The sequence below is a fragment of the Ruegeria sp. CDSA193 genome (assembly GCF_059611885.1).
The window spans coordinates 157,637-176,769 of sequence record NZ_JBXWPN010000009.1 but is presented as its reverse complement, the minus strand read 5'-3'; the positions used below and the strand labels follow the sequence as shown (position 1 = coordinate 176,769).

General features: G+C 56.7%; 22 protein-coding genes. 11 read left to right on the top strand and 11 right to left on the bottom strand.

Going from position 1 to position 19,133, the window contains the following annotated elements:
- Window positions 1-197, top strand: a 197-nt coding sequence (locus AC2FLG_RS17295) for a hypothetical protein (RefSeq protein WP_496692212.1), incomplete at its 5' end; no start/stop codon positions are given.
- Here AC2FLG_RS17295 and AC2FLG_RS17290 read toward each other — a convergent pair.
- Both AC2FLG_RS17290 and parC read right to left on the bottom strand, forming a co-directional pair.
- Window positions 194-784 carry a hypothetical protein gene (locus AC2FLG_RS17290; protein ID WP_496678806.1) on the bottom strand — a complete coding sequence of 197 codons (591 nt, stop codon included), beginning with the start codon at window positions 782-784 and terminating at the stop codon, window positions 194-196. The genes AC2FLG_RS17295 and AC2FLG_RS17290 overlap by 4 nt on opposite strands.
- A 95-nt stretch (window positions 785-879) precedes the next feature.
- Window positions 880-3,228 (bottom strand): DNA topoisomerase IV subunit A, encoded by a 2,349-nt coding sequence (gene parC, locus AC2FLG_RS17285; RefSeq protein WP_496702993.1) that lies wholly within the window; start codon window positions 3,226-3,228, stop codon window positions 880-882.
- A 201-nt stretch (window positions 3,229-3,429) separates the two neighbouring features.
- Here parC and AC2FLG_RS17280 point away from each other — a divergent pair, with 201 nt between their 5' ends.
- From AC2FLG_RS17280 to AC2FLG_RS17255, 6 genes are all read left to right on the top strand, one after another.
- Window positions 3,430-4,032, top strand: coding sequence for an SH3 domain-containing protein (locus tag AC2FLG_RS17280; RefSeq protein WP_246097307.1), 603 nt, complete (start codon window positions 3,430-3,432; stop codon window positions 4,030-4,032).
- A gap of 68 nt (window positions 4,033-4,100) precedes the next feature.
- Window positions 4,101-4,928 carry an SDR family NAD(P)-dependent oxidoreductase gene (locus AC2FLG_RS17275; RefSeq protein WP_142639291.1) on the top strand — a complete coding sequence of 276 codons (828 nt, stop codon included), beginning with the start codon at window positions 4,101-4,103 and terminating at the stop codon, window positions 4,926-4,928.
- A gap of 80 nt (window positions 4,929-5,008) precedes the next feature.
- Complete coding sequence (locus tag AC2FLG_RS17270) at window positions 5,009-5,212, top strand: twin transmembrane helix small protein (RefSeq protein WP_142639289.1); 204 nt, start codon at window positions 5,009-5,011, stop codon at window positions 5,210-5,212.
- Complete coding sequence (locus tag AC2FLG_RS17265) at window positions 5,213-5,785, top strand: cob(I)yrinic acid a,c-diamide adenosyltransferase (RefSeq protein WP_142639287.1); 573 nt, start codon at window positions 5,213-5,215, stop codon at window positions 5,783-5,785. It begins immediately after the preceding gene.
- A gap of 265 nt (window positions 5,786-6,050) precedes the next feature.
- Window positions 6,051-6,809, top strand: coding sequence for an electron transfer flavoprotein subunit beta/FixA family protein (locus AC2FLG_RS17260; RefSeq protein WP_271951297.1), 759 nt, complete (start codon window positions 6,051-6,053; stop codon window positions 6,807-6,809).
- Window positions 6,809-7,738: an electron transfer flavoprotein subunit alpha/FixB family protein gene (locus tag AC2FLG_RS17255; protein ID WP_496707237.1), complete on the top strand. Its 930-nt coding sequence runs from the start codon at window positions 6,809-6,811 to the stop codon at window positions 7,736-7,738. Before AC2FLG_RS17260 ends, AC2FLG_RS17255 begins: the two co-directional genes overlap by 1 nt.
- 61 nt (window positions 7,739-7,799) lie before the next feature.
- Here the strand turns inward: AC2FLG_RS17255 and AC2FLG_RS17250 are convergent, their stop codons facing one another.
- Window positions 7,800-8,621 carry a DUF6473 family protein gene (locus tag AC2FLG_RS17250; RefSeq protein WP_496692209.1) on the bottom strand — a complete coding sequence of 274 codons (822 nt, stop codon included), beginning with the start codon at window positions 8,619-8,621 and terminating at the stop codon, window positions 7,800-7,802.
- Between the two features lie 162 nt (window positions 8,622-8,783).
- Here AC2FLG_RS17250 and AC2FLG_RS17245 point away from each other — a divergent pair, with 162 nt between their 5' ends.
- Entirely contained in the window at window positions 8,784-9,659 is an 876-nt protein-coding gene (locus tag AC2FLG_RS17245; protein ID WP_496692208.1) for a 3-hydroxybutyryl-CoA dehydrogenase, read from the top strand.
- 66 nt (window positions 9,660-9,725) lie between these two features.
- Here the strand turns inward: AC2FLG_RS17245 and AC2FLG_RS17240 are convergent, their stop codons facing one another.
- The 7 genes from AC2FLG_RS17240 to AC2FLG_RS17210 are packed head-to-tail and all read right to left on the bottom strand — an operon-like array spanning window position 9,726 to window position 15,149.
- Window positions 9,726-10,625, bottom strand: coding sequence for a lysophospholipid acyltransferase family protein (locus AC2FLG_RS17240; protein ID WP_271951305.1), 900 nt, complete (start codon window positions 10,623-10,625; stop codon window positions 9,726-9,728).
- 39 nt (window positions 10,626-10,664) lie between these two features.
- Window positions 10,665-10,934, bottom strand: coding sequence for an HPr family phosphocarrier protein (locus tag AC2FLG_RS17235; protein ID WP_142639277.1), 270 nt, complete (start codon window positions 10,932-10,934; stop codon window positions 10,665-10,667).
- Complete coding sequence (locus AC2FLG_RS17230) at window positions 10,931-11,344, bottom strand: PTS sugar transporter subunit IIA (RefSeq protein WP_142639275.1); 414 nt, start codon at window positions 11,342-11,344, stop codon at window positions 10,931-10,933. Before AC2FLG_RS17230 ends, AC2FLG_RS17235 begins: the two co-directional genes overlap by 4 nt.
- Complete coding sequence (rapZ, locus tag AC2FLG_RS17225) at window positions 11,341-12,234, bottom strand: RNase adapter RapZ (protein ID WP_271951311.1); 894 nt, start codon at window positions 12,232-12,234, stop codon at window positions 11,341-11,343. The genes AC2FLG_RS17230 and rapZ overlap by 4 nt, the downstream gene beginning before the upstream one ends.
- Window positions 12,219-12,689: an HPr kinase/phosphorylase gene (locus tag AC2FLG_RS17220; protein ID WP_496707234.1), complete on the bottom strand. Its 471-nt coding sequence runs from the start codon at window positions 12,687-12,689 to the stop codon at window positions 12,219-12,221. Before AC2FLG_RS17220 ends, rapZ begins: the two co-directional genes overlap by 16 nt.
- A 4-nt stretch (window positions 12,690-12,693) precedes the next feature.
- On the bottom strand, window positions 12,694-14,412 hold the full coding sequence (locus AC2FLG_RS17215) for a sensor histidine kinase (protein ID WP_496698416.1): 1,719 nt from the start codon (window positions 14,410-14,412) through the stop codon (window positions 12,694-12,696).
- A 32-nt stretch (window positions 14,413-14,444) separates the two neighbouring features.
- Window positions 14,445-15,149 (bottom strand): response regulator transcription factor, encoded by a 705-nt coding sequence (locus AC2FLG_RS17210; protein WP_142639269.1) that lies wholly within the window; start codon window positions 15,147-15,149, stop codon window positions 14,445-14,447.
- 347 nt (window positions 15,150-15,496) lie between these two features.
- On the opposite strand from AC2FLG_RS17210, the gene AC2FLG_RS17205 reads away from it, so the two are divergent.
- The 3 genes from AC2FLG_RS17205 to AC2FLG_RS17195 all read left to right on the top strand — a co-directional run bounded on the left by AC2FLG_RS17205 (window position 15,497) and on the right by AC2FLG_RS17195 (window position 18,326).
- Entirely contained in the window at window positions 15,497-17,095 is a 1,599-nt protein-coding gene (locus AC2FLG_RS17205) for a phosphoenolpyruvate carboxykinase (protein WP_142639267.1), read from the top strand.
- A gap of 274 nt (window positions 17,096-17,369) precedes the next feature.
- Window positions 17,370-17,747 carry a hypothetical protein gene (locus AC2FLG_RS17200; protein WP_246097302.1) on the top strand — a complete coding sequence of 126 codons (378 nt, stop codon included), beginning with the start codon at window positions 17,370-17,372 and terminating at the stop codon, window positions 17,745-17,747.
- Between the two features lie 36 nt (window positions 17,748-17,783).
- Window positions 17,784-18,326, top strand: coding sequence for a hypothetical protein (locus AC2FLG_RS17195; protein ID WP_496703727.1), 543 nt, complete (start codon window positions 17,784-17,786; stop codon window positions 18,324-18,326).
- Here the strand turns inward: AC2FLG_RS17195 and AC2FLG_RS17190 are convergent.
- The gene (locus AC2FLG_RS17190) at window positions 18,323-19,087 is read right to left on the bottom strand and encodes a sulfite exporter TauE/SafE family protein (protein ID WP_496702978.1); all 765 of its coding nucleotides are present in this window, start codon (window positions 19,085-19,087) and stop codon (window positions 18,323-18,325) included. The genes AC2FLG_RS17195 and AC2FLG_RS17190 overlap by 4 nt on opposite strands.
- Between the last annotated feature and the right edge of the window lie 46 nt (window positions 19,088-19,133).

The window sequence follows — 19,133 nt, the reverse complement described above, 5'->3', positions numbered from 1 at the left end:
GTCTTGCCGTGGTCAACGTGCCCAATCGTGCCAATGTTGACGTGCGGCTTATTACGCTCAAACTTTTCCTTTGCCATTCCTCAGGCGCCCTTTTGTGCTTTGGGGGACCCTTGGTCCCGTGGTTACATCTGCGCGCGCGAGATATTGGGTTCAAAGGAGAAAATCAAGCACATCCTGCGGGAAATGCCGTTCTTTAAGCCGGATTTTGCGTTGCTTCACCTGAATCGAGTGGCTGGATCAGTTCGGGACGCCGGTCGAACCAACCGTTTTCCAAATGTTCCTCGGCCAACCATTCTTCGACTCGGTCCGCAACTTTCAGAGCCAGCCCGCTCATTTGCTCTTGTTTCGTCCGTTCATGACCCGACCCTTTCAGGGCACTGCCACCGGTTGTGTCTTCCAGCACCTGGAATTGCTTACCTTTGGCAAGAAATTCTTTCTTGTTCACGTCATAAACGTTGACCAGAACAATCGCAGTGCTCTTGGGGTTGTAGATCACCGGAATTCCGGGAGGGGCCAGCATGTAGCCCTCGAGGCTGATGCCGATGTCGTATTCCTGAGCGCCCGTATAGCGCCCAAGGCGGATGTCCACCGCGTTTTGAATGGCCGCAGTCCATTCGTCGGGCGTCGCATCCCGGCTTACCGGCCCCTGCACCGCCTTATCGGCAAAGGCATAGTTTACCCGCAACTTGAATTCGCCCAGCGACTCAGGCTCTTCGTAAACCTGCGTTTGGGTGCAGGCGCCCATCAGGGCCAATCCGGTGATCAGTGTCAAAATGCGCAACATGTCTCGTCTCGATAGGCCTGTTTTTCTTTGATCTAACGCACCGATACGGCTTGTGCCAAGCCGTATCGGCATAAATCCTCTGTGACCGGGCCTGATCAGGAGAATTTAAAATCACGCGGGAAGCCGTATGGCGGCTTTTTCCCGACGCTGGCACGCTTGGCCAGCCATTGCGAAAGATCTGCCTCGTGCCGGGTCTTGTCGCCACCCATGGACCATTTCAGGCCCTCTTCCCAGTTGAAGGTGGTGATATCTGACAGCCCGCCGTCCAATTCCAGCGTCCCCTGCCGCCCGCGCGCCATATTGTATTTCTGCAGGCGAACGCCCTTGCCGCGGGTCATTTCAGGCAGTTCCTCGGTCGGGAAGACCAGAAACTTGCCGTTCTGAGAAACCACTGCAACGTGGTCACCTTCGATCGCCTTACAGATAATCGCTGTTTCGTCGCCTTTGACGTTCAGCACCTGTTTGCCGTTTCGGGTCTGTGCCAGCACGTCATCCTCGGGCACGGTGAAGCCGTTACCCGCATCCGAGGCCACCAGCAGCTTGCGCCCCGGTTTGTGGATCAGGATGTCGATTATCTGCGCCTCATTCGGCAGGTCGACCATCAGGCGCAGCGGCTCGCCCATACCCCGACCGCCGGGCAGATTCGCGGCGCTGATCGTATAGAATCGACCGTTCGAGGCAAAGACCAGCAGCCGATCGGTGGTTTCCGCATGGAAGATAAACCGTGGCCCATCGCCATCCTTGAACTTCAACTCGCGGTTCAGGTCGATATGGCCGGTCATGGCGCGAATCCAGCCCATCTGAGAGCAGACAACCGTGATCGGTTCGCGGTCGATCATCGCCTCAAGCGGGACCTCTTCGACCTGACCGGCTTCGGCAAACTGGGTGCGACGCGCGCCGCCCTCATAATCCTTGCCGAACGTTTTCTTGGTCTCTTTCAACTGCTCGGCGATGCTGGCCCATTGCAGGCTTTCGTCGGCTAGAAGATCTTCGAGATTGGCACGTTCCAACATCAGCTCATCGCGTTCGCGAACCAGCTCCATCTCTTCCAGACGACGCAAGCTGCGCAGACGCATGTTAAGAATTGCGTCGACCTGGACCTCGGACAGCTCGCCCTCGCCCCGTGTGGGCGAGACATAGTCGGCCTCATTGGTGGCGCGGACATGGTCGATGCCCCAGTCTTCGCGCATCAGCGCAGCCTTGGGGTCATCGTCATAGCGGATAATGTCGATCACGCGGTCAAGATTCAGGAAGGCAACGATAAAGCCCTCCAACACCTCCAGCCGATGGTCGATCTTGGCCATCCGGTGGCGCGACCGGCGCAGCAGAACCTCTTGCCGGTGATCAAGGAAGGCGCGAAGCACTTCTTTCATCGAGCAGACTTTGGGTGTCACCCCGTCGATCAGCACGTTCATGTTCAGGCTGAACCGCACCTCAAGGTCTGAGTTACGATAAAGCATGCCCATCAGCACCTCGGGGTCCACATTCTTGGAACGCGGCTCAAGGATCAGGCGGATGTCATCGGCGGATTCGTCACGAACGTCGCCAAGGATCGGGATTTTCTTGGTCTGAATCAGCTCGGCGATCTTTTCGATCAGCTTCGATTTCTGAACCTGATAGGGAATCTCGGTGACGACGATCTGCCACTGACCGCGGCCCAGATCCTCGACCTCGAACTTACAGCGCAGGCGGAATGACCCGCGCCCGGTGCGATAGGCCTGCGCGATATTCGCAGGCGGTTCAACGATTACGCCGCCGGTTGGGAAATCCGGTCCGGGCACGTAGTTCAGAAGCGTATCGTCGCGCGCATCCGGCGTCTTGATCAGATGCAAACAGGCGTCACACAGTTCCGAGATGTTATGTGGCGGGATATTCGTCGCCATGCCCACCGCAATACCGCTGGAGCCATTGGCCAGCAGATTCGGAAATTGCGCGGGCAGAACCACCGGTTCGGTCAGCGTGCCGTCATAGTTGTCACGGAAATCGACAGCATCCTCGTTCAGACCCTCAAGCAGAGCCTCGGCCACGATGGTCATCCGAGCCTCGGTATAACGAGAGGCCGCCGGGTTATCGCCGTCGATATTGCCGAAATTCCCCTGCCCGTCGACCAGCGGATAGCGCACATTGAAATCCTGCGCCAAACGCGCCATCGCGTCATAAATCGCGGCATCGCCGTGCGGGTGATAGTTACCCATCACATCGCCCGAGATTTTCGCCGACTTACGGAATCCGCCCGTTGCACTGAGTCGCAACTCGCGCATCGCATAGAGGATTCGCCGATGCACCGGCTTCAAACCATCCCGTGCATCGGGCAAGGCCCGGTGCATGATGGTGGACAGCGCATAGGTCAGATAACGTTCACCAATCGCGCGGCGCAGCGGTTCGGCTACTTCGCCCCCGTTTTCGGGGGCCACCATATTGGGGTCGTCGATCGTATCATTCATAGATGATGTGATACGACGCAAGGGCGCGCGGGTAAAGCAAGCAAGACATATTTTACTGGGGACAAGTGGCGCTTTTTGCAACAGGGGGAGGCAACCCCCCGATTTCCCCCGTTTTTCGACTTGGGTCGCGAATTATGCTAGGATGTCTGACATTAGTCTGCTGCCTTTTTTTGTTTTGATTGATCGACCGGGGGATGCGCCATGACGCGCCTGATTGTAATGAGTTTCGCTGCACTTGGCTGGTGCTTTTACGTCATGAGTGGCGGGCCTAATTTCGAGCCGCGCGGTGTGCGGTCGGAACAGCCTGTGCGAGTCGCCTCGAAAGCGGCCCCCAAAACCGTAGCACCGTCTCCGGCAAAAGAGCTTGTGACAAATGTCGCTATGCGCTCGCCGGTCGTGCGCGAGCGCCCGATTGATCCCCAGCCAGCAGTCGCAGCGATTGTCGCAGAACCCGCCAGTCTGGACACTTTCAACGCGCTTTCGGTGTTTGACGATCAGACTGCCAGCATCACGCTTGCGTCTCTGGAAGACGGTGTAACTGGCCTGAAGCAAATCACCAAGGACGTGCAGCCTGAACCCGCCGCCCAGCCTGAACCCAGGAAAGATATCCGGGAAATCTCCGGGACCCGCGTGAACATGCGTGACGGCCCTGGAACGATCTACCCGATTGTTGGCAAAGCGCGCATCGGCCAGAAGGTCGAGGTGCTAAGTGACTCGGGCACCGGATGGTTGCGACTGCGCGTGTTGCCGCAGCAACAGGTGGGGTGGATTTCGACCTCTTTGGTCAGAAAAACACCAGACTGACGTGGAGCAATGATTGTCCCCATACTCTGTGCACCCTAGCTTGGGGCTGGTTCAGAATCGGGAAAATCATGCAGAAAACCATTCTAATTACTGGCTGCTCATCGGGCATCGGACTGGATGCGGCGCATGGGATGCGCGCGCGGGGTTGGCGCGTGTTTGCCTCGTGCAAACAACAGCGCGATTGCGACCGGTTGCGGGCGCAGGGGTTTGAAAGCCCGTGCATTGATTATACCGACACGGCCAGCATATCCTCGGGTTTGAACGAAGTGTTGGAGGCCACCGGAGGCACCCTGGACGCGCTGTTCAACAATGGCGCACATGGCCTGCCCGGCGCGGTCGAGGACCTGCCGACCGAAGGCCTGCGTCAGATTTTCGAGGCGAACTTCTTTGGCTGGCACGAACTGACCAGGCAGGTCATCCCGATTATGCGCAGTCAAGGACACGGGCGAATCGTTCAGAACTCTTCGGTGCTGGGTCTGGTGGCCTATCCGTGGCGCGGCGCCTATGTGGCCACGAAATATGCAATCGAAGGGCTGACGGATACACTGCGCCTGGAACTGGCTGATACGGGGATCAAGGTCATTTTGATCGAACCCGGCCCGATCACATCTAAAATCCGCGAAAACTCAATCCCGTTCTTCGAGCGGTTCATCAACTGGCAAAACTCGGCCCTGCGCGAGCGTTATGAGTCCTCTTTGTTGAAAAGACTGTATGAATCGTCGGGGCCGGATCGGTTTGAACTGCCCGCATCTGCAGTTACGACCAAGCTGGCCCACGCCGTAGAATCCAAGCGCCCGCGCCCCCGATACTATGTGACAACACCTACATTTATCGCCGGTTGTTTGCGCCGCATCCTGTCGACACGTGCGATTGACCGCATCCTTGCAGGGGTCTGAGGCGAAATAACCCGTTCGCTTTTGGCACGCACGGGGCTAGATGATAGCCCTAGGCAAACAGAAACGCGGACGGTGTACTCATGGACCTAATGATGGTCATTTTGCTTTTGGCCATGGCGGCGGTTGTCGTCGTATTGGCGCTTGGCATCTCGAATTTCGGCAAAAGCGGCAGGGACGCGGCACTGAAAAGCAACAAGTATATGCGCCTGCGTATCCTGTTTCAGTTCATCGCCGTGATTCTGATCGTGCTTTACGTCTGGCTGCGCGGTCAGGGAGGTCAGTAAATGGTCGTATTGAACAAGATTTACACCCGCACCGGTGATGATGGCAAAACCGCACTCGGCAATGGCGAACGCGTCGCCAAATACTCGGGCCGCGTGACCGCTTATGGCACCGTGGACGAGTTGAACGCCTTTGTCGGCGTCGCCCGGACCGAGGCAGATGGGGATGTCGAAGCTGCACTCGCCCGCATTCAGAATGACCTGTTTGATCTGGGCGCAGATTTCTGTCGTCCCGACATGGAAAAGGATGCCGAAGCAGACTATCCGCCTCTGCGCATCGTGCCCTCGCAGATTGACCGGCTCGAGGTTGAAATCGACGCGATGAACGAAGCCTTGGAACCGCTGCGCAGTTTCATCCTGCCCGGTGGCTCGCGTCTTGCGGCGCATCTGCATGTATGTCGGACCGTATCGCGCCGGGCCGAACGGCTTGCGGTTGAGCTGACCAACATGGAGCCGGTTAACGAAACCGCAGTCAAGTACCTGAACCGTCTGAGCGACTGGTTCTTCGTCGCAGCCCGTTGTGCCAATGAAAACGGAACCCAAGATGTTCTGTGGGTTCCGGGCGCGAACCGCTGAAAGCGGCGTTGCGTCCAGTGGACGCGGCGGCGACCGGAAGGGCGAAGCCCCGGCCCGACGGGCGGGCGCAAACCGATAGCTTCCTGCCTTTTTGGGTGGGTGTGTGGTGCTTGGTCACGTCAAAAATAGCAAAACGCGACGTCCGTTGCAGATGACGTGACGATTTTGCCCTGTTGCCGCCTGAATTGAATCGCTATTCAAGCCCTCATGAACATTGGTGGAGTCGCGACGCGGCTTGCCGTTTTTTGTGAGGAGCTAGCGCAAAATGAAGGTACTCGTGCCTGTCAAACGCGTGATTGACTATAACGTTAAAGTTCGCGTCAAAGCGGATGGCAGCGGTGTCGATCTCGCCAATGTCAAAATGTCGATGAACCCGTTCGACGAAATTTCTGTCGAAGAGGCAATCCGTCTGAAAGAAGCCGGCAAGGCAGACGAAGTCGTCGTTGTTTCTATCGGCGTAAAACAAGCCCAGGAAACACTGCGCACTGCGCTGGCCATGGGCGCGGACCGTGCCATCCTGGTCATTGCTGCAGATGATGTCCATCAGGACATTGAACCCCTGGCCGTTGCCAAGATCCTGGCCAAAGTGGTCGAGGAAGAGCAGCCCGGTATCGTTCTGTGCGGCAAGCAGTCTATCGACAACGACATGAATGCAACTGGTCAGATGTTGTCAGCTCTTTTGGGCTGGTCACAAGGCACCTTTGCGTCCGACATCGACATCGACGGCGACAGCGCAAAGATCACCCGCGAAGTCGATGGCGGCATGCAAACCATCAGCGTCAAAATGCCGACAATCGTGACCGTGGACCTGCGCCTGAACGAGCCCCGTTACGCGTCGCTACCCAACATCATGAAGGCGAAGAAAAAGCCGCTGGACGAGAAAACCGCCGCCGATTACGGCGTCGACGTTTCGCCGCGCCTGGAAGTCGTCAAAACCGAAGAACCACAGGCACGTGCCGCTGGCATCATCGTCGGCTCGGTAGACGAGCTTGTCGCGAAACTCAAAGAAGCGGGGGCTGTGTAATGGCTGTTCTTCTTCTCGCCGAAGTCAACAATGGTGAACTGGCGCTGGACGCAACCGCCAAAGCTGTGAACGCAGCAAAGGCACTGGGTGATGTAACCGTTCTGGCCGCAGGCGGTTCCGCTGCTGCTGCCGGTGAAGCTGCCGCCAAGATCACCGGCGTCTCAAAGGTTCTGGTCGCCGAGGACGAATCGCTGGGCCATCGCCTGGCAGAATCCACTGCTGCGCTGATCGTAGGTCTGGCTGATGTTTATGAGCACATCGTTGCCCCCGCCACCACCGATGCCAAGAACGTTATGCCGCGCGTTGCCGCGCTGCTGGACGTCATGGTCATCTCGGACGCGTCCGGTGTCGTCGACGGCTCGACCTTTGAACGCCCAATCTATGCGGGCAACGCGATCCAAACCGTCAAATCTGTGGACGCCAAAAAAGTCGTCACTTTCCGAACCGCAAGTTTTGATGCTGCGGGCGAAGATGGCTCGGCAGCCGTTGAGACCATCTCGGTCGGCGAGAACCCCGGTCTATCGTCCTGGGTCGAAGACAAGGTAGCCACAAGCGACCGCCCCGAGCTGACTTCGGCTGGCGTTGTTGTGTCGGGTGGCCGTGGTGTCGGTTCTGAAGAGGACTTCAAGCTGATCGAAGGTCTCGCTGACAAGCTGGGGGCCGCAGTAGGCGCATCGCGCGCCGCAGTCGACTCGGGCTATGCTCCGAACGATTGGCAGGTGGGTCAGACCGGCAAGGTTGTTGCCCCGGATCTGTATGTCGCTGTCGGCATCTCGGGTGCGATTCAGCATCTGGCAGGTATGAAAGACTCGAAAATCATCGTGGCGATCAACAAAGACGAAGAAGCGCCGATCTTCCAGGTTGCCGATTACGGTCTGGTCGCCGACCTGTTCCAGGCCGTTCCGGAACTGACCGAGAAACTCGGCTGATCAACGGGCTAGACTTTTCCACGAAGAATCTTGCATTGGGCCCGCCATCGGCGGGCCCTTTTCATTGCAGGTTTCTGATCGGACCGACCAAGGCGTCAGCAATCGACCTGTGTGCCGCAGGACCTATCATATATTCCGCCATGGGCTGTTGCAGTGTTCCAAACAGCATATCTTCAAGCTCATCGGACTGCCCCGACACGCTGACCGTCACCTCAACGATCTCGGCGCTGAGAGGGCGCAGGGCCTCGATCATCTGTGGCGTGATCCGAATATCAGCACCGTGCTTGGGCTGATCACTTTCTGCCTCACGCAGGACCTGCAAATTCAACAAGACAACAGGCGCTTCAAGCGCCTCAACAAGCCCCCCAATGCGGTCGATCCAATTCCGTCGCAGCTCTTCTGTGATTACCTCGAACCGCGCATCATTGCGGCCCTGCAACAAAATCATCAGGTGATGTACGAAATGGACATCGGCAAAGTCGATCTCGGGATAGAGAGATTTCAGATCCTCTGTCGGAGCCAAAAAACGGTCGTTGCGTCGGGGATGAACCCGGTAGAATCGATTGGACTGCCCCAATATGTCGCTAAGCTGAACCAAGCAGAGCTCTGCTTGGTTCAGTAAACCCCTCAACTCCGTGTCATCGCACAGCGCATCTACACCGCAAAAAAGACTTCCGAAATTCAGGCATCGTCTGTCCAACCTCTCTTCGAGAACTGCCGCGAATGGCTGCTCGACGAATCGCCCGAATGTTTCGGTCCCACCTGCGCAGGCCACAAATGACGTCTCCAGCGAACGCATTGGCCCACGAAACCACAATCGTGACTCACCGTATTGGCACACGTCATGCTCGAGTCGCCCCGAGCCAGCTTGATGATAGCTCATATCACTCACCCAATTTTCACCCGGATGCCATCTTGCAGCCGCAAGTCTTGAGAATCTCCTAATGTGCGCATTTGAAGCAAAGTCGAACGGTCTGATCCCCTTGCCGCCCGCCCCGATCTGCCGATAGTGTCATCCTACCCCGTGGCACAGAGGCATCAAAAAATGGATGTAAAATCAGTCGGAGTGATTGGCGCAGGCCAAATGGGCAATGGTATCGCCCACGTACTGGCTTTGGCGGAATATGACGTTCTGCTGAACGACGTTAGCCAGGACGCGCTGAACAGCGCCATGGCGACGATTGAAGGAAATATGGCGCGCCAGGCATCGCGCGGAAAAATTTCGGATGAGGAGATGCAATCCGCGCTGAAACGCATCACGACTACAATGGAGCTGCCAAAGCTGGGCCAGACTGACCTGGTGATCGAGGCCGCAACCGAGCGTGAGACCGTCAAACAAGCCATTTTCGAAAGTTTGCTGCCACATCTGCAACCGCATACAATCCTGACGTCAAATACGTCATCTATTTCGATCACACGTCTGGCGAGCCGAACAGACCGGCCCGAACGCTTTATGGGTTTTCACTTCATGAACCCAGTTCCGGTGATGCAACTGGTTGAACTGATCCGGGGCATTGCTACGGATCAACCAACATTTGCTGCCTGTAAGGCCGTTGTAGACCGCCTGGGCAAAACCGCCGCCAGCGCCGAAGATTTCCCGGCTTTCATTGTCAACCGCATCCTGATGCCGATGATCAACGAGGCCGTATACACCCTGTATGAAGGCGTGGGGAATGTTCAGTCGATTGACCAATCGATGAAATTGGGCGCAAACCACCCGATGGGACCACTAGAACTGGCTGACTTTATCGGCCTAGACACCTGTTTGGCCATTATGAACGTGCTGCATGATGGATTGGCCGATACCAAATATCGCCCTTGTCCGCTGTTGACGAAATATGTCGAAGCGGGCTGGCTGGGACGTAAAACGCAGCGTGGTTTTTATGACTATCGAGGCGAGGCCCCAGTGCCGACCCGGTAAAGGCCACCGCCCGGAATTCATCCGGGCGCAGCCACCGAGATTGTCCTGATCAGGTGAAATTGCAGGTCAGAGCTTGGTTGCCTGCCCCAGACCCAGCGTGTGCTTTCTGAGCCAAGCCATAAAGCCGCGCGGATCTCGTTCCAGCAGCTGCATATCCTCATCCGAGATCGGTTCTCCGATCACCGGGGATTGCGGTTTGTTGCAGGATCGAACGATCTCGTGCAGCAACAAACCCTGGCGCAGAATCGCAGAAAGCTTGTTGGCGATCTGGTAGGCACGCGAATTCCTGCCAGGGAAAAAGATCGGCAGGACCTGCGCGCCGGATCGACGGATCATTTTGGCCGTGAACACGTTCCACTCACGCTCGATCACCGGCCCGAACCAGTCATCCGAAGACATCACGACGCCCGAAGGGAACAAGGCCACAACGCCCCCGTTTTTCAGATGCTCCATCGCATTGCCGCGCATCTCAAGCATCTTGGCCTGTGCCTCGGGATCGTGCGGGAAGGGCACCGGAATCATGAACGACGTCGCCGCCTCGTCCAAACCTGTCAGAACCGAACGGGTCAAGATCCGATAGTCGCTGCGGACCCTGCCGATCAGCTCTGCCAAAATCATGCCGTCGACCATGCCATGGGGATGGTTGGCTACGACGACCACGGGCCCCGTTTTCGGAATACGCGCGATCTGTTCCTCTGGCGTGGTCAGGTCGATGCCCATTATATTAAGCGCACCTGCCCAGAACCGTTGGCCGCGGAATTGTTCATTCTGCTTCTCGAACTTGTTAACCATACCCAAAATGGTCAACTTACCCGTACACCATTCAATGGTGCGGATCGCTGTTGCAGTCCAAGGGTCGTCGAACGAGTTTGCGTAGGTCAGGGTCTTACGATCATAGATCTCGCCCTGGTCCTTGGTCCCATCCACCACCGGGCCTGTCTTGGTCTCGTGCGTTGTTTCCGCCAATTCCTGGTTATCCCGTTCTTCGTATCACGGCGGGTGCGGTCAGAAACCTTCTCCGAACTTGTCGTTCACCAGAGTCTCCAACGCATCAGCCAACGCCTCAGCATCCGGTCCGGACGTCTCGACGTCAATAGTCGTTCCGCGAGACGCTGCCAACATCAAAAGACCCATAATGCTGTCGCCGGATGCGGAAAGCCCGTCTTTCGACACCTCGGCCTGAGCGTCGAACCCTTCTACCAACTCGACCAGCTTGGCCGAGGCGCGGGCATGCAGGCCCTTTTCATTGATAATTTTCAAGCTTCGGGTGGTCATTCTTTATCTGTCCGGTTCTCATCAAACGTCACATTTTGCGCATTGATATACTTACGTCCAGCTTCCATTGCCTGCCGCACGGCTTCGCCAATCGGCAGGTGGCGGGATTTGGCCAGTTTTATCAACATGGGAAGATTTGCGCCGTAAAGGATACGGCGATCCTGCGGCGCGCAGGCACGCAGGCTGAGATTCGACGGGCTTCCGCCAAACAGATCGGTCACGACGACAACACCGTCACCAACATCAACACTGTCGGCGGCCGCACAGATTTCCGATTGCTTCGCTTCGCGATCATGATCGGCCTCGATCGAGATCGCGGCCAGGCCGGGCTGATTGCCGACCACATGCTGCATCGCGGCCAAATATTCTTTGGCCAGCCCACCATGTGCTACGAGTACGATCCCGATCAATCCGGCCTCACATTCAACGATCGTCTTTCCATTTCGCGATGCCTAATTGCCACTTGCTGCCCCCCTTCTGCAAGGGCCTTTGCAACCGCTTCGGCCATTGCAACCGATCTGTGTTGCCCTCCGGTACAGCCAAAGGCCACGGACAGGTAGGCTTTGCCCTCGGCCCGGTAGGCGGGCAACAACAAAGTCAGCAGGTCAACCACCCTTTCGAAGAAAGGCGCATAGTTCGCGTCGGTTTGAATATAGCTCGCCACATCCGAATTGCGACCATCTTCGGCCCGAAGCTCGGGACGCCAGTACGGGTTGGTGAGAAAACGGCAGTCAAAGACCATATCCAATCCGCGAGGCAAACCACGCTTATAGGAAAATGATTCGATGGTTACCGCCAGATGCCGCCCACCCTGAGGTGCAAACCAACGCTCTACCTCTTCGCGCAGTTGGTGAACATTCAGTGGCGTAGTGTCGATCAACGTATCTGCGAGTTCACGAATTGGGGCCAGCGACTCTTTTTCCTGGCGCACTCCGGTTTCAGGGCTGGCATCCGCAGACACCGGGTGACGTCTGCGGGTTTCCGAATACCGGCGCAGCAGGACTTCATCGCTGCAATCGAGATAAAGCGTGGTCAGGTCAACCTGTTCCATCCACCGAAGCTTAGCCAGCAATTCGATGACGCCAATCGTGGAAAAATCGCGGTTGCGCGCATCAATACCAAGCGCCATGGGACGGTCGGTTTTTGGCCCGTCTAATAGACGCAGCAAAAGACCCATGGGAAGGTTGTCGATGGCCTCGAACCCCAGATCCTCTAACACACGGATTGCGGTGGACCGGCCTGCGCCGGATGGGCCGGTGACAAGTACGATGCGTCTTTGGGTCGTCATTGATTGGGCCATTCCGGGTCTGCGCACCCGTTTTTCATCAGTAGCAAGAGCGCTGCTGGTAAATTGGAGACGCCAGCGCCCCGAAGCAAGGGAACAGTTTGCCTCAGGATAAGAATTGAACGGGGTTCTGGCAGGCGCTCGGGTTCTTCTTGCGCCATGTCCACCACAAAGCCAACCGGCACCGGCCCGACAGAGACTGCCCGCAACAGGCCAAGACCTCTTGCCTCGATCAGTCCACCGATATTTGGAGCCGCCTCTGCCAGGGCGAGATTGCCATCCATATACAACCGAACCCGATCGTCCGCGACCAGATCGGCCCCCAACGCCATCATCTGCAAAGACAGCGCTGATTTCCCGGTGCCCGAAGGCCCCACAATCAAAACAGCACGGTCTGCTACCGCGACACAAGAGGCGTGAACGATGGCAGTATCATGGTGTTCAACAGAGGAGAGTGCGGACGTGCTCACCGCATCAAACCGGCAGGCCCACGACAAATCGCGCGCCTTGAGGGTCTGATGTTATGTCCGCTTCGGTCGGGCGGATATTTTCGGCCCAAATCACCCCGCCATGCGCCTCGACGATCTGCTTGGAAATTGCCAGACCCAACCCCGAATTATTGCCGAAATGCTCGGCTGGTCGCTGGGAATAGAATCTTTTGAACACTTTGGTCAGGGCTTGCTCGGGGATGCCTGGGCCGGTGTCTTCAACAACAACCAGAACCCGATCCTCGCGCCGGCGTACCCACACACGTATGGCATCGCTTTCTTCGCAGAAGGAAATCGCATTGGTGATCAGGTTTACGAACACCTGCGCCAATCGCGCCTCAAGCCCGGTCACGGTGATTGGTTCGGGCGGCAGATCAGTGATGTAATCGATTCCCTTGGCGCGCGCATCCTCGCCCAGATACTGACCGAGGTTTCCGATCAGGTTCAACAAATCAAATGGCTGCTCTTCCTCCTTGACCAGTTCGGCGTCCAGGCGCGAGGCGTTCGAAATGTCGCTGACCAGACGATCCAGCCGACGGACATCATGTTCGATCACACCCATCAGCTTATCGCGCTGGTCGTCTCTTTTAACCATGCGCAACGTGCCCACAGCAGATTGAAGGCTGGCTAGGGGGTTTTTGATCTCATGCGCAACATCTGCCGCGAATTGTTCGTTTGCATCAATCCGGTTATACAGCGCTGTAACCATGCCGCGCAAAGCTCGGCTGAGTCGTCCAATTTCGTCCGGTCGCGCGCTCAGATCGGGGATGCGGATGCGGCCCGGGTTGACCCCCGCACCGCGGTCTTTGCCCATCTCGGCGGCGGATGCCAGGTCGGCCAATGGGTTGGCGATGGTCGATGCTAGGACAAGGCTCAATCCGACTGACACCAAAAGCGCCACGACGAACATGCGCAGGATCCGCTCTTGATCACGGCGGGCCAATGCGTCGATTTCTCCGGCGGGACCGGCCATGGCAACCGCGCCAACGGGCTTTCCATCCAGTTGGATCGGGGCCGCAGCAACGATAACCGTTTCGCCTGCGTCATCCTGAACCGCCTGAACCTGAATATGTCCGGTCAGCGCCTGTGGAATGATGGCCTGAACGCGTTGGGCCAAGGTTGGCGCTTCGCTGGTTTCATCTTGTTTGAACACTTTGGACAGCCCGGTCCAGACCGCGTTCAAGGCATCACTGATCAGTGTGCTTCCAGTCTGCGCATCAGCTTCTGAGCGCAGCATGACCGGCATCTCTGAGACCGCAGGCGCGCCGCGCGTCCAACCAATCAGCGTCCCTCGGGCATCGTAAACAAAGACTTCACCGCCGACCGGCAGGCTGAGACCAGCCAACGTATCTTTGACATCCAGGATGGCCGCGTCGCGGGTAATGCCAGTCACATTCTGTCGCAGCTGGGTTTCAAATACGTTGCTGACCAACTGCGCATCACCAACCAAGTTCCGGGCGGTCTGCTGCACCTGTTCTTCTCGCGAATTATCCAGATATAGCAATCCGGTGACCAGAATCACCAATGCAATCATGTTGAATGTGATGATCTTGCGCGCCAGAGGCGAGCCCCGCAGGGAAAACAGATTGCGGCGGCCGCGTGTGGCCCTGAGTTCGGCGGAATCGTCGCTCTGGGGGATGACCCAGTCATCTCCAAGAACGACGTCACCGTCGCGTAACTCGTTTTCTTGCTCAGTATCGCGCACGAGACCCAGTAACCCCTTAACTTAGGCCACGCTTATTCTTCGTTGTACCGATACCCAATACCATACAACGTTTCGATGGCCGAAAACTCCGGATCAGCAGCGCGCATCTTTTTGCGCAGACGCTTGATGTGGCTGTCGATCGTGCGGTCATCTACATAGACCTGATCGTCATAGGCAACATCCATCAGCTGATCGCGGCTTTTGACAAATCCCGGACGCTGCGCCAAGGCCTGCAGCAGCAGGAACTCGGTCACTGTCAAAGAGACATCCGATCCCTTCCAGCTCACCGCGTGGCGCAAGGGGTCCATCCGCAATTCGCCCCGTTCCATCACCTTGGCGTCGCCTGTGTTGGCAGCCACGGGATCACCCGAGGTCGCTTCCTGACGGCGCAGCAAGGCCCGTATCCGTTCTACCAGCAACCGTTGCGAAAAGGGCTTTTTGACATAATCATCAGCACCCATACGCAAACCCAGAACTTCGTCGATCTCGTCATCTTTCGAAGTCAGAAAGATCACCGGCATCTGAGTCTTCTGCCGCAGTCGCTGCAGCAAATCCATGCCATCCATACGCGGCATCTTGATATCCAGCACTGCCATATCGGGCAGCTTCTTGTTAAACGCATCCAGAGCAGCCTGCCCGTCGTTATACGTTTCTACCTCGAAACCCTCGGCTTCGAGCGTCATGGATACGGACGTCAGAATGTTCCTGTCGTCATCCACCAGTGCAATCTTTGACATCGGGTTAACCCCTATTCCTGCTCTCATACGAAACAATTCGCTTATTTGTAGGGCATTTTTGTCGTTTTTATGGCCGCGAATCAATCGCCATCTACGAATCGTGCGATTGTTGTCACACACATGCGGCAAAAAAGCCGTTAATGGTCTTCGAAAAGTGTCTGTATTTCCGGCAGAAAAAACATGGTGGCGCTAAACCTGAACTTGGTTGCGCTAACTGCGCCAAACCGTCCTGTTCACGCCCTAAACGACCATGATAAGACCCGCCCAATCGCCGGTTTTCCCGGTACACTGCCCCAAGAGCGCACCTTGGCCAATCTGCCGCCGCGCCGCCACAGGAGAAGACACACATGACATCTGGACGGGTGAACCCGCAATTCCGCCTCGAAGATCAGGGCATCGAGGGTCTGGGCAATGTCTATTACAACTTCATGGAACCGGCACTGATTGAAGAAGCCCTCAAGCGGGGTGAAGGTACACTTGGCAATGGCGGAGCTTTTCTTGTCAGTACCGGCAAGTTCACTGGCCGTTCTCCCAAGGACAAACATGTTGTCCGCACCGACAGTGTCGCCGATTCGATCTGGTGGGAAAACAACGCCGAGATGAGTCCCGAGGGTTTCGAAACGCTTTATGCCGATATGATCGAGCACATGAAGGGTCGTGACTATTTTGTGCAGGATCTGGTCGGTGGCGCCGACCCCGCTTATTCGATCAACGTGCGCATGGTCACCGAACTGGCATGGCATAATCTGTTCATCCGTCACTTGCTGCGCCGCCCGGATCGTGAAGACCTGGATGAGTTCATCGCGGATTTCACAATCATCAACTGTCCCAGCTTCCAGGCTGATCCGGCCAAGCACAACTGCCGTAGCGAGACAGTGATCGCACTGAACTTCGACCGCAAATTGATTCTGATCGGCGGCACAGAATATGCCGGCGAAAACAAGAAGTCCGTCTTCACCCTGCTGAATTACATGCTGCCCGAAAAAGGCGTGATGCCGATGCATTGCTCGGCGAACCACGCGGTCGGCAATCCCGTTGATACCGCAGTCTTCTTTGGCCTCTCGGGAACTGGCAAGACCACCCTGTCCGCTGATCCGGCCCGCACCTTGATTGGCGATGACGAACATGGATGGTCAGACCGTGGCACTTTCAACTTCGAGGGCGGGTGCTATGCCAAGACGATCAACCTGAACGCCGAGGCCGAACCCGAGATCTATGCAACCACCAGCAAATTCGGCACCGTGATCGAGAATATGGTTTTCGATCCCGAGACCAAGGAGCTGGATTTCGAAGATGACTCGCTGACCGCAAACATGCGTTGCGCCTATCCGCTCGAGTATATCTCCAATGCCTCGAAAAGCGCGTTGGGCGGGCATCCGAAGAACATCATCATGCTGACTTGTGACGCGTTTGGTGTTCTGCCCCCGATTGCGCGGCTGACCCCGGCTCAGGCGATGTACCACTTCCTGTCGGGCTTCACCTCGAAGGTTGCTGGCACAGAGCGCGGCGTGACCGAGCCACAACCCACATTCTCGACATGCTTTGGCGCGCCGTTCATGCCGCGTCGCCCAGAAGTCTATGGCAACCTGCTGCGCGACAAGATCGCCCAGCACGGCGCGACCTGCTGGCTGGTGAATACCGGCTGGACTGGCGGCGCCTATGGCGTTGGCAGCCGGATGCCGATCCGTGCGACCCGCGGTTTGCTGACTGCCGCTCTGGATGGATCGCTTCGGGATGCGGAATTCCGCAAGGATGCGAATTTTGGCTTTGATGTGCCGGTTTCCGTCCCCGGTGTCGCCGAAGTTCTGCTGGATCCGCGACGCACCTGGGACGACCAGGCCGCTTTCGATAAACAGGCTGAGAAGCTGGTTCAGATGTTTGCTGAAAACTTTGAGCAGTATCTACCTTTCATCGACGAAGACATCAAAGCCGTAGCAATCGGCTAATGTTGCAAAAGGGGGGGCAAACCTCTCCCCTTTTTTCGGACAGCACATCTGTTGGCAATCGTCCTTATACGTCTAACGTAAGGTGTCCTTACAAATTCGTTGCCCGATTTGCCGGTTTAAGCTATCCAATGATGTCATTAAGACAAATTCGCCCGACGCAATCGCGCCGGGCGTTGTTTAAAAATACCTTGGGTAACTCAGCCGCGCACTCACATTCGCGAATTGAGAAACCTAATCAGATAGCAAGTGTATGCCAATGGGGATGAGTGTCAATATGAGACTTTCTGAACATTCAGATTTCAGTTCGTCTCATACCGCTGCTTTGTCGCAGCGCGTGACATGGGAAACGACAGGTAACGAAATGACTGAAATCTTGAAACTGACCGAACTGCGCAAACTGATGCAAAGCATGGAGCGCACGTTGGGGCTGGAACAACTCTCACCGGTAGAGCGCGATATCTATTACGCCGCCGAAGAACTGTCCAAAGCTGACCAGGAAGTTCGGACATTTGGGTTGATTGAACACACGCTTGTGCAAAGCGTCTCGCGCCCGACCTTTTTTCGTGCGCTGAAGTCGCTGGTGCAGAAGGGGTATTTGTCACAAAGCGGTAGCGCGAACCGTGGACGGTATGTTGTGCATGCGCCTAAGTAATAAAGCGTTTGATCTGCGCATTGCTGGCTGACCGCCGTGCGCAGATGGGCCTCTGAAACGTTCTTTGCCTCACTGACCTACGTGATTGCCTCGTTCCTTACGTTCGAGGTTCTGATGCCACTGCAGAACGTATTCTTCCCCGAATATCCCAGCAAGGCCAGCTTGCTGTTTCTCCCGCATGGTGTGCGTGTGCTCTCTGCTTGGTTGTTGGGGTGGCGGGCGATTTTTGCGCTCTTGCCCGGTGTCTTTCTTGTCTTTGCCTTTCTCGGCGGAAGCGACGTCTTCCTGCCCAACCGTCTGGCCGCCATAGCAATCGCCGTCACAACCGTTCCTGCTGTATTTTACCTATGCAAATGGGTCGGCTTCGATCTGTTTCCCCACCCGGACCGCAAACCATGCTGGTCCTGCGTCATGGGGGTCGGGATCGTCACGTCAATATTGGTGTCCGTACTGACCAATCTGGCTTTTGGCAGCGGTGGGCTGGAATATATCGCCTTCCTGATCGGCGATATCTCGGGCCTGTTCTTTCTGATGCTGGGGCTTTATTTCACGCTGCGCACGATAGATCGGCGTGCCTAGCCCATCAGCCCGCGTCGCAACAGGTTCAGCCCTGCGATAAGCAGCACGAACAGGGTGATCTTGCGAAACAGCGCCTGATCTATGCGCGACTGCAGTTGCAACCCTACCCACATGCCAGCCAGCCCCGGTAGCACCAGAGCAGCCGAGAACGGAGCGGTTTCGGCGCGGAAAATCCCGGAGCCCATATGCGCGAACAGCAAGCCCAACGCCCCCAAACCATAGATGACCCCCTGCACCCGCATCTGCACCGCTTTCGGGGTGTTTAAGGCGGTCAGATAGGCCACGGTTGGTGGTCCCCAAATTCCAGACATCCCCCCGACAAAGCCTGCAACCGCGGCGATCATGGCCTCTATTCGGGCAGATGGGCTGGCCAATTTCAGACGCAGCCCCAATACTTGGATCAATGCAAAGACTGTCACCGGGATGCCAATCATCAACAAAAAAGTTGATGCTGGCACTGCGCTGACCAACTGAGCACCAATCAGCAGAAACACCAACCCGACAACCAGAAATACACGGAACTGACGGATCGAGGACACGGCGGCCGGAACACCCCCGCGCAATGCCTGCACCCCATTTGTCACAAGGGTTGGCAGGATAAGCCCCGCGATCGCCATATCCGGCGAAAGGAACATGCTCAGCCCCGAGATCAGAACCATTGGCATGGCAAACCCGACCATGCCTTTGACCCAACCGGCAATGAAGGCAACCCCACAGGCCAGCAGCAGTTCTTGGGCAGAGAGCATCGAAAACAACGTCATGTCCCCCTGATATCACTCCTGACGGGTGCTGCACTGCAAAAATGAT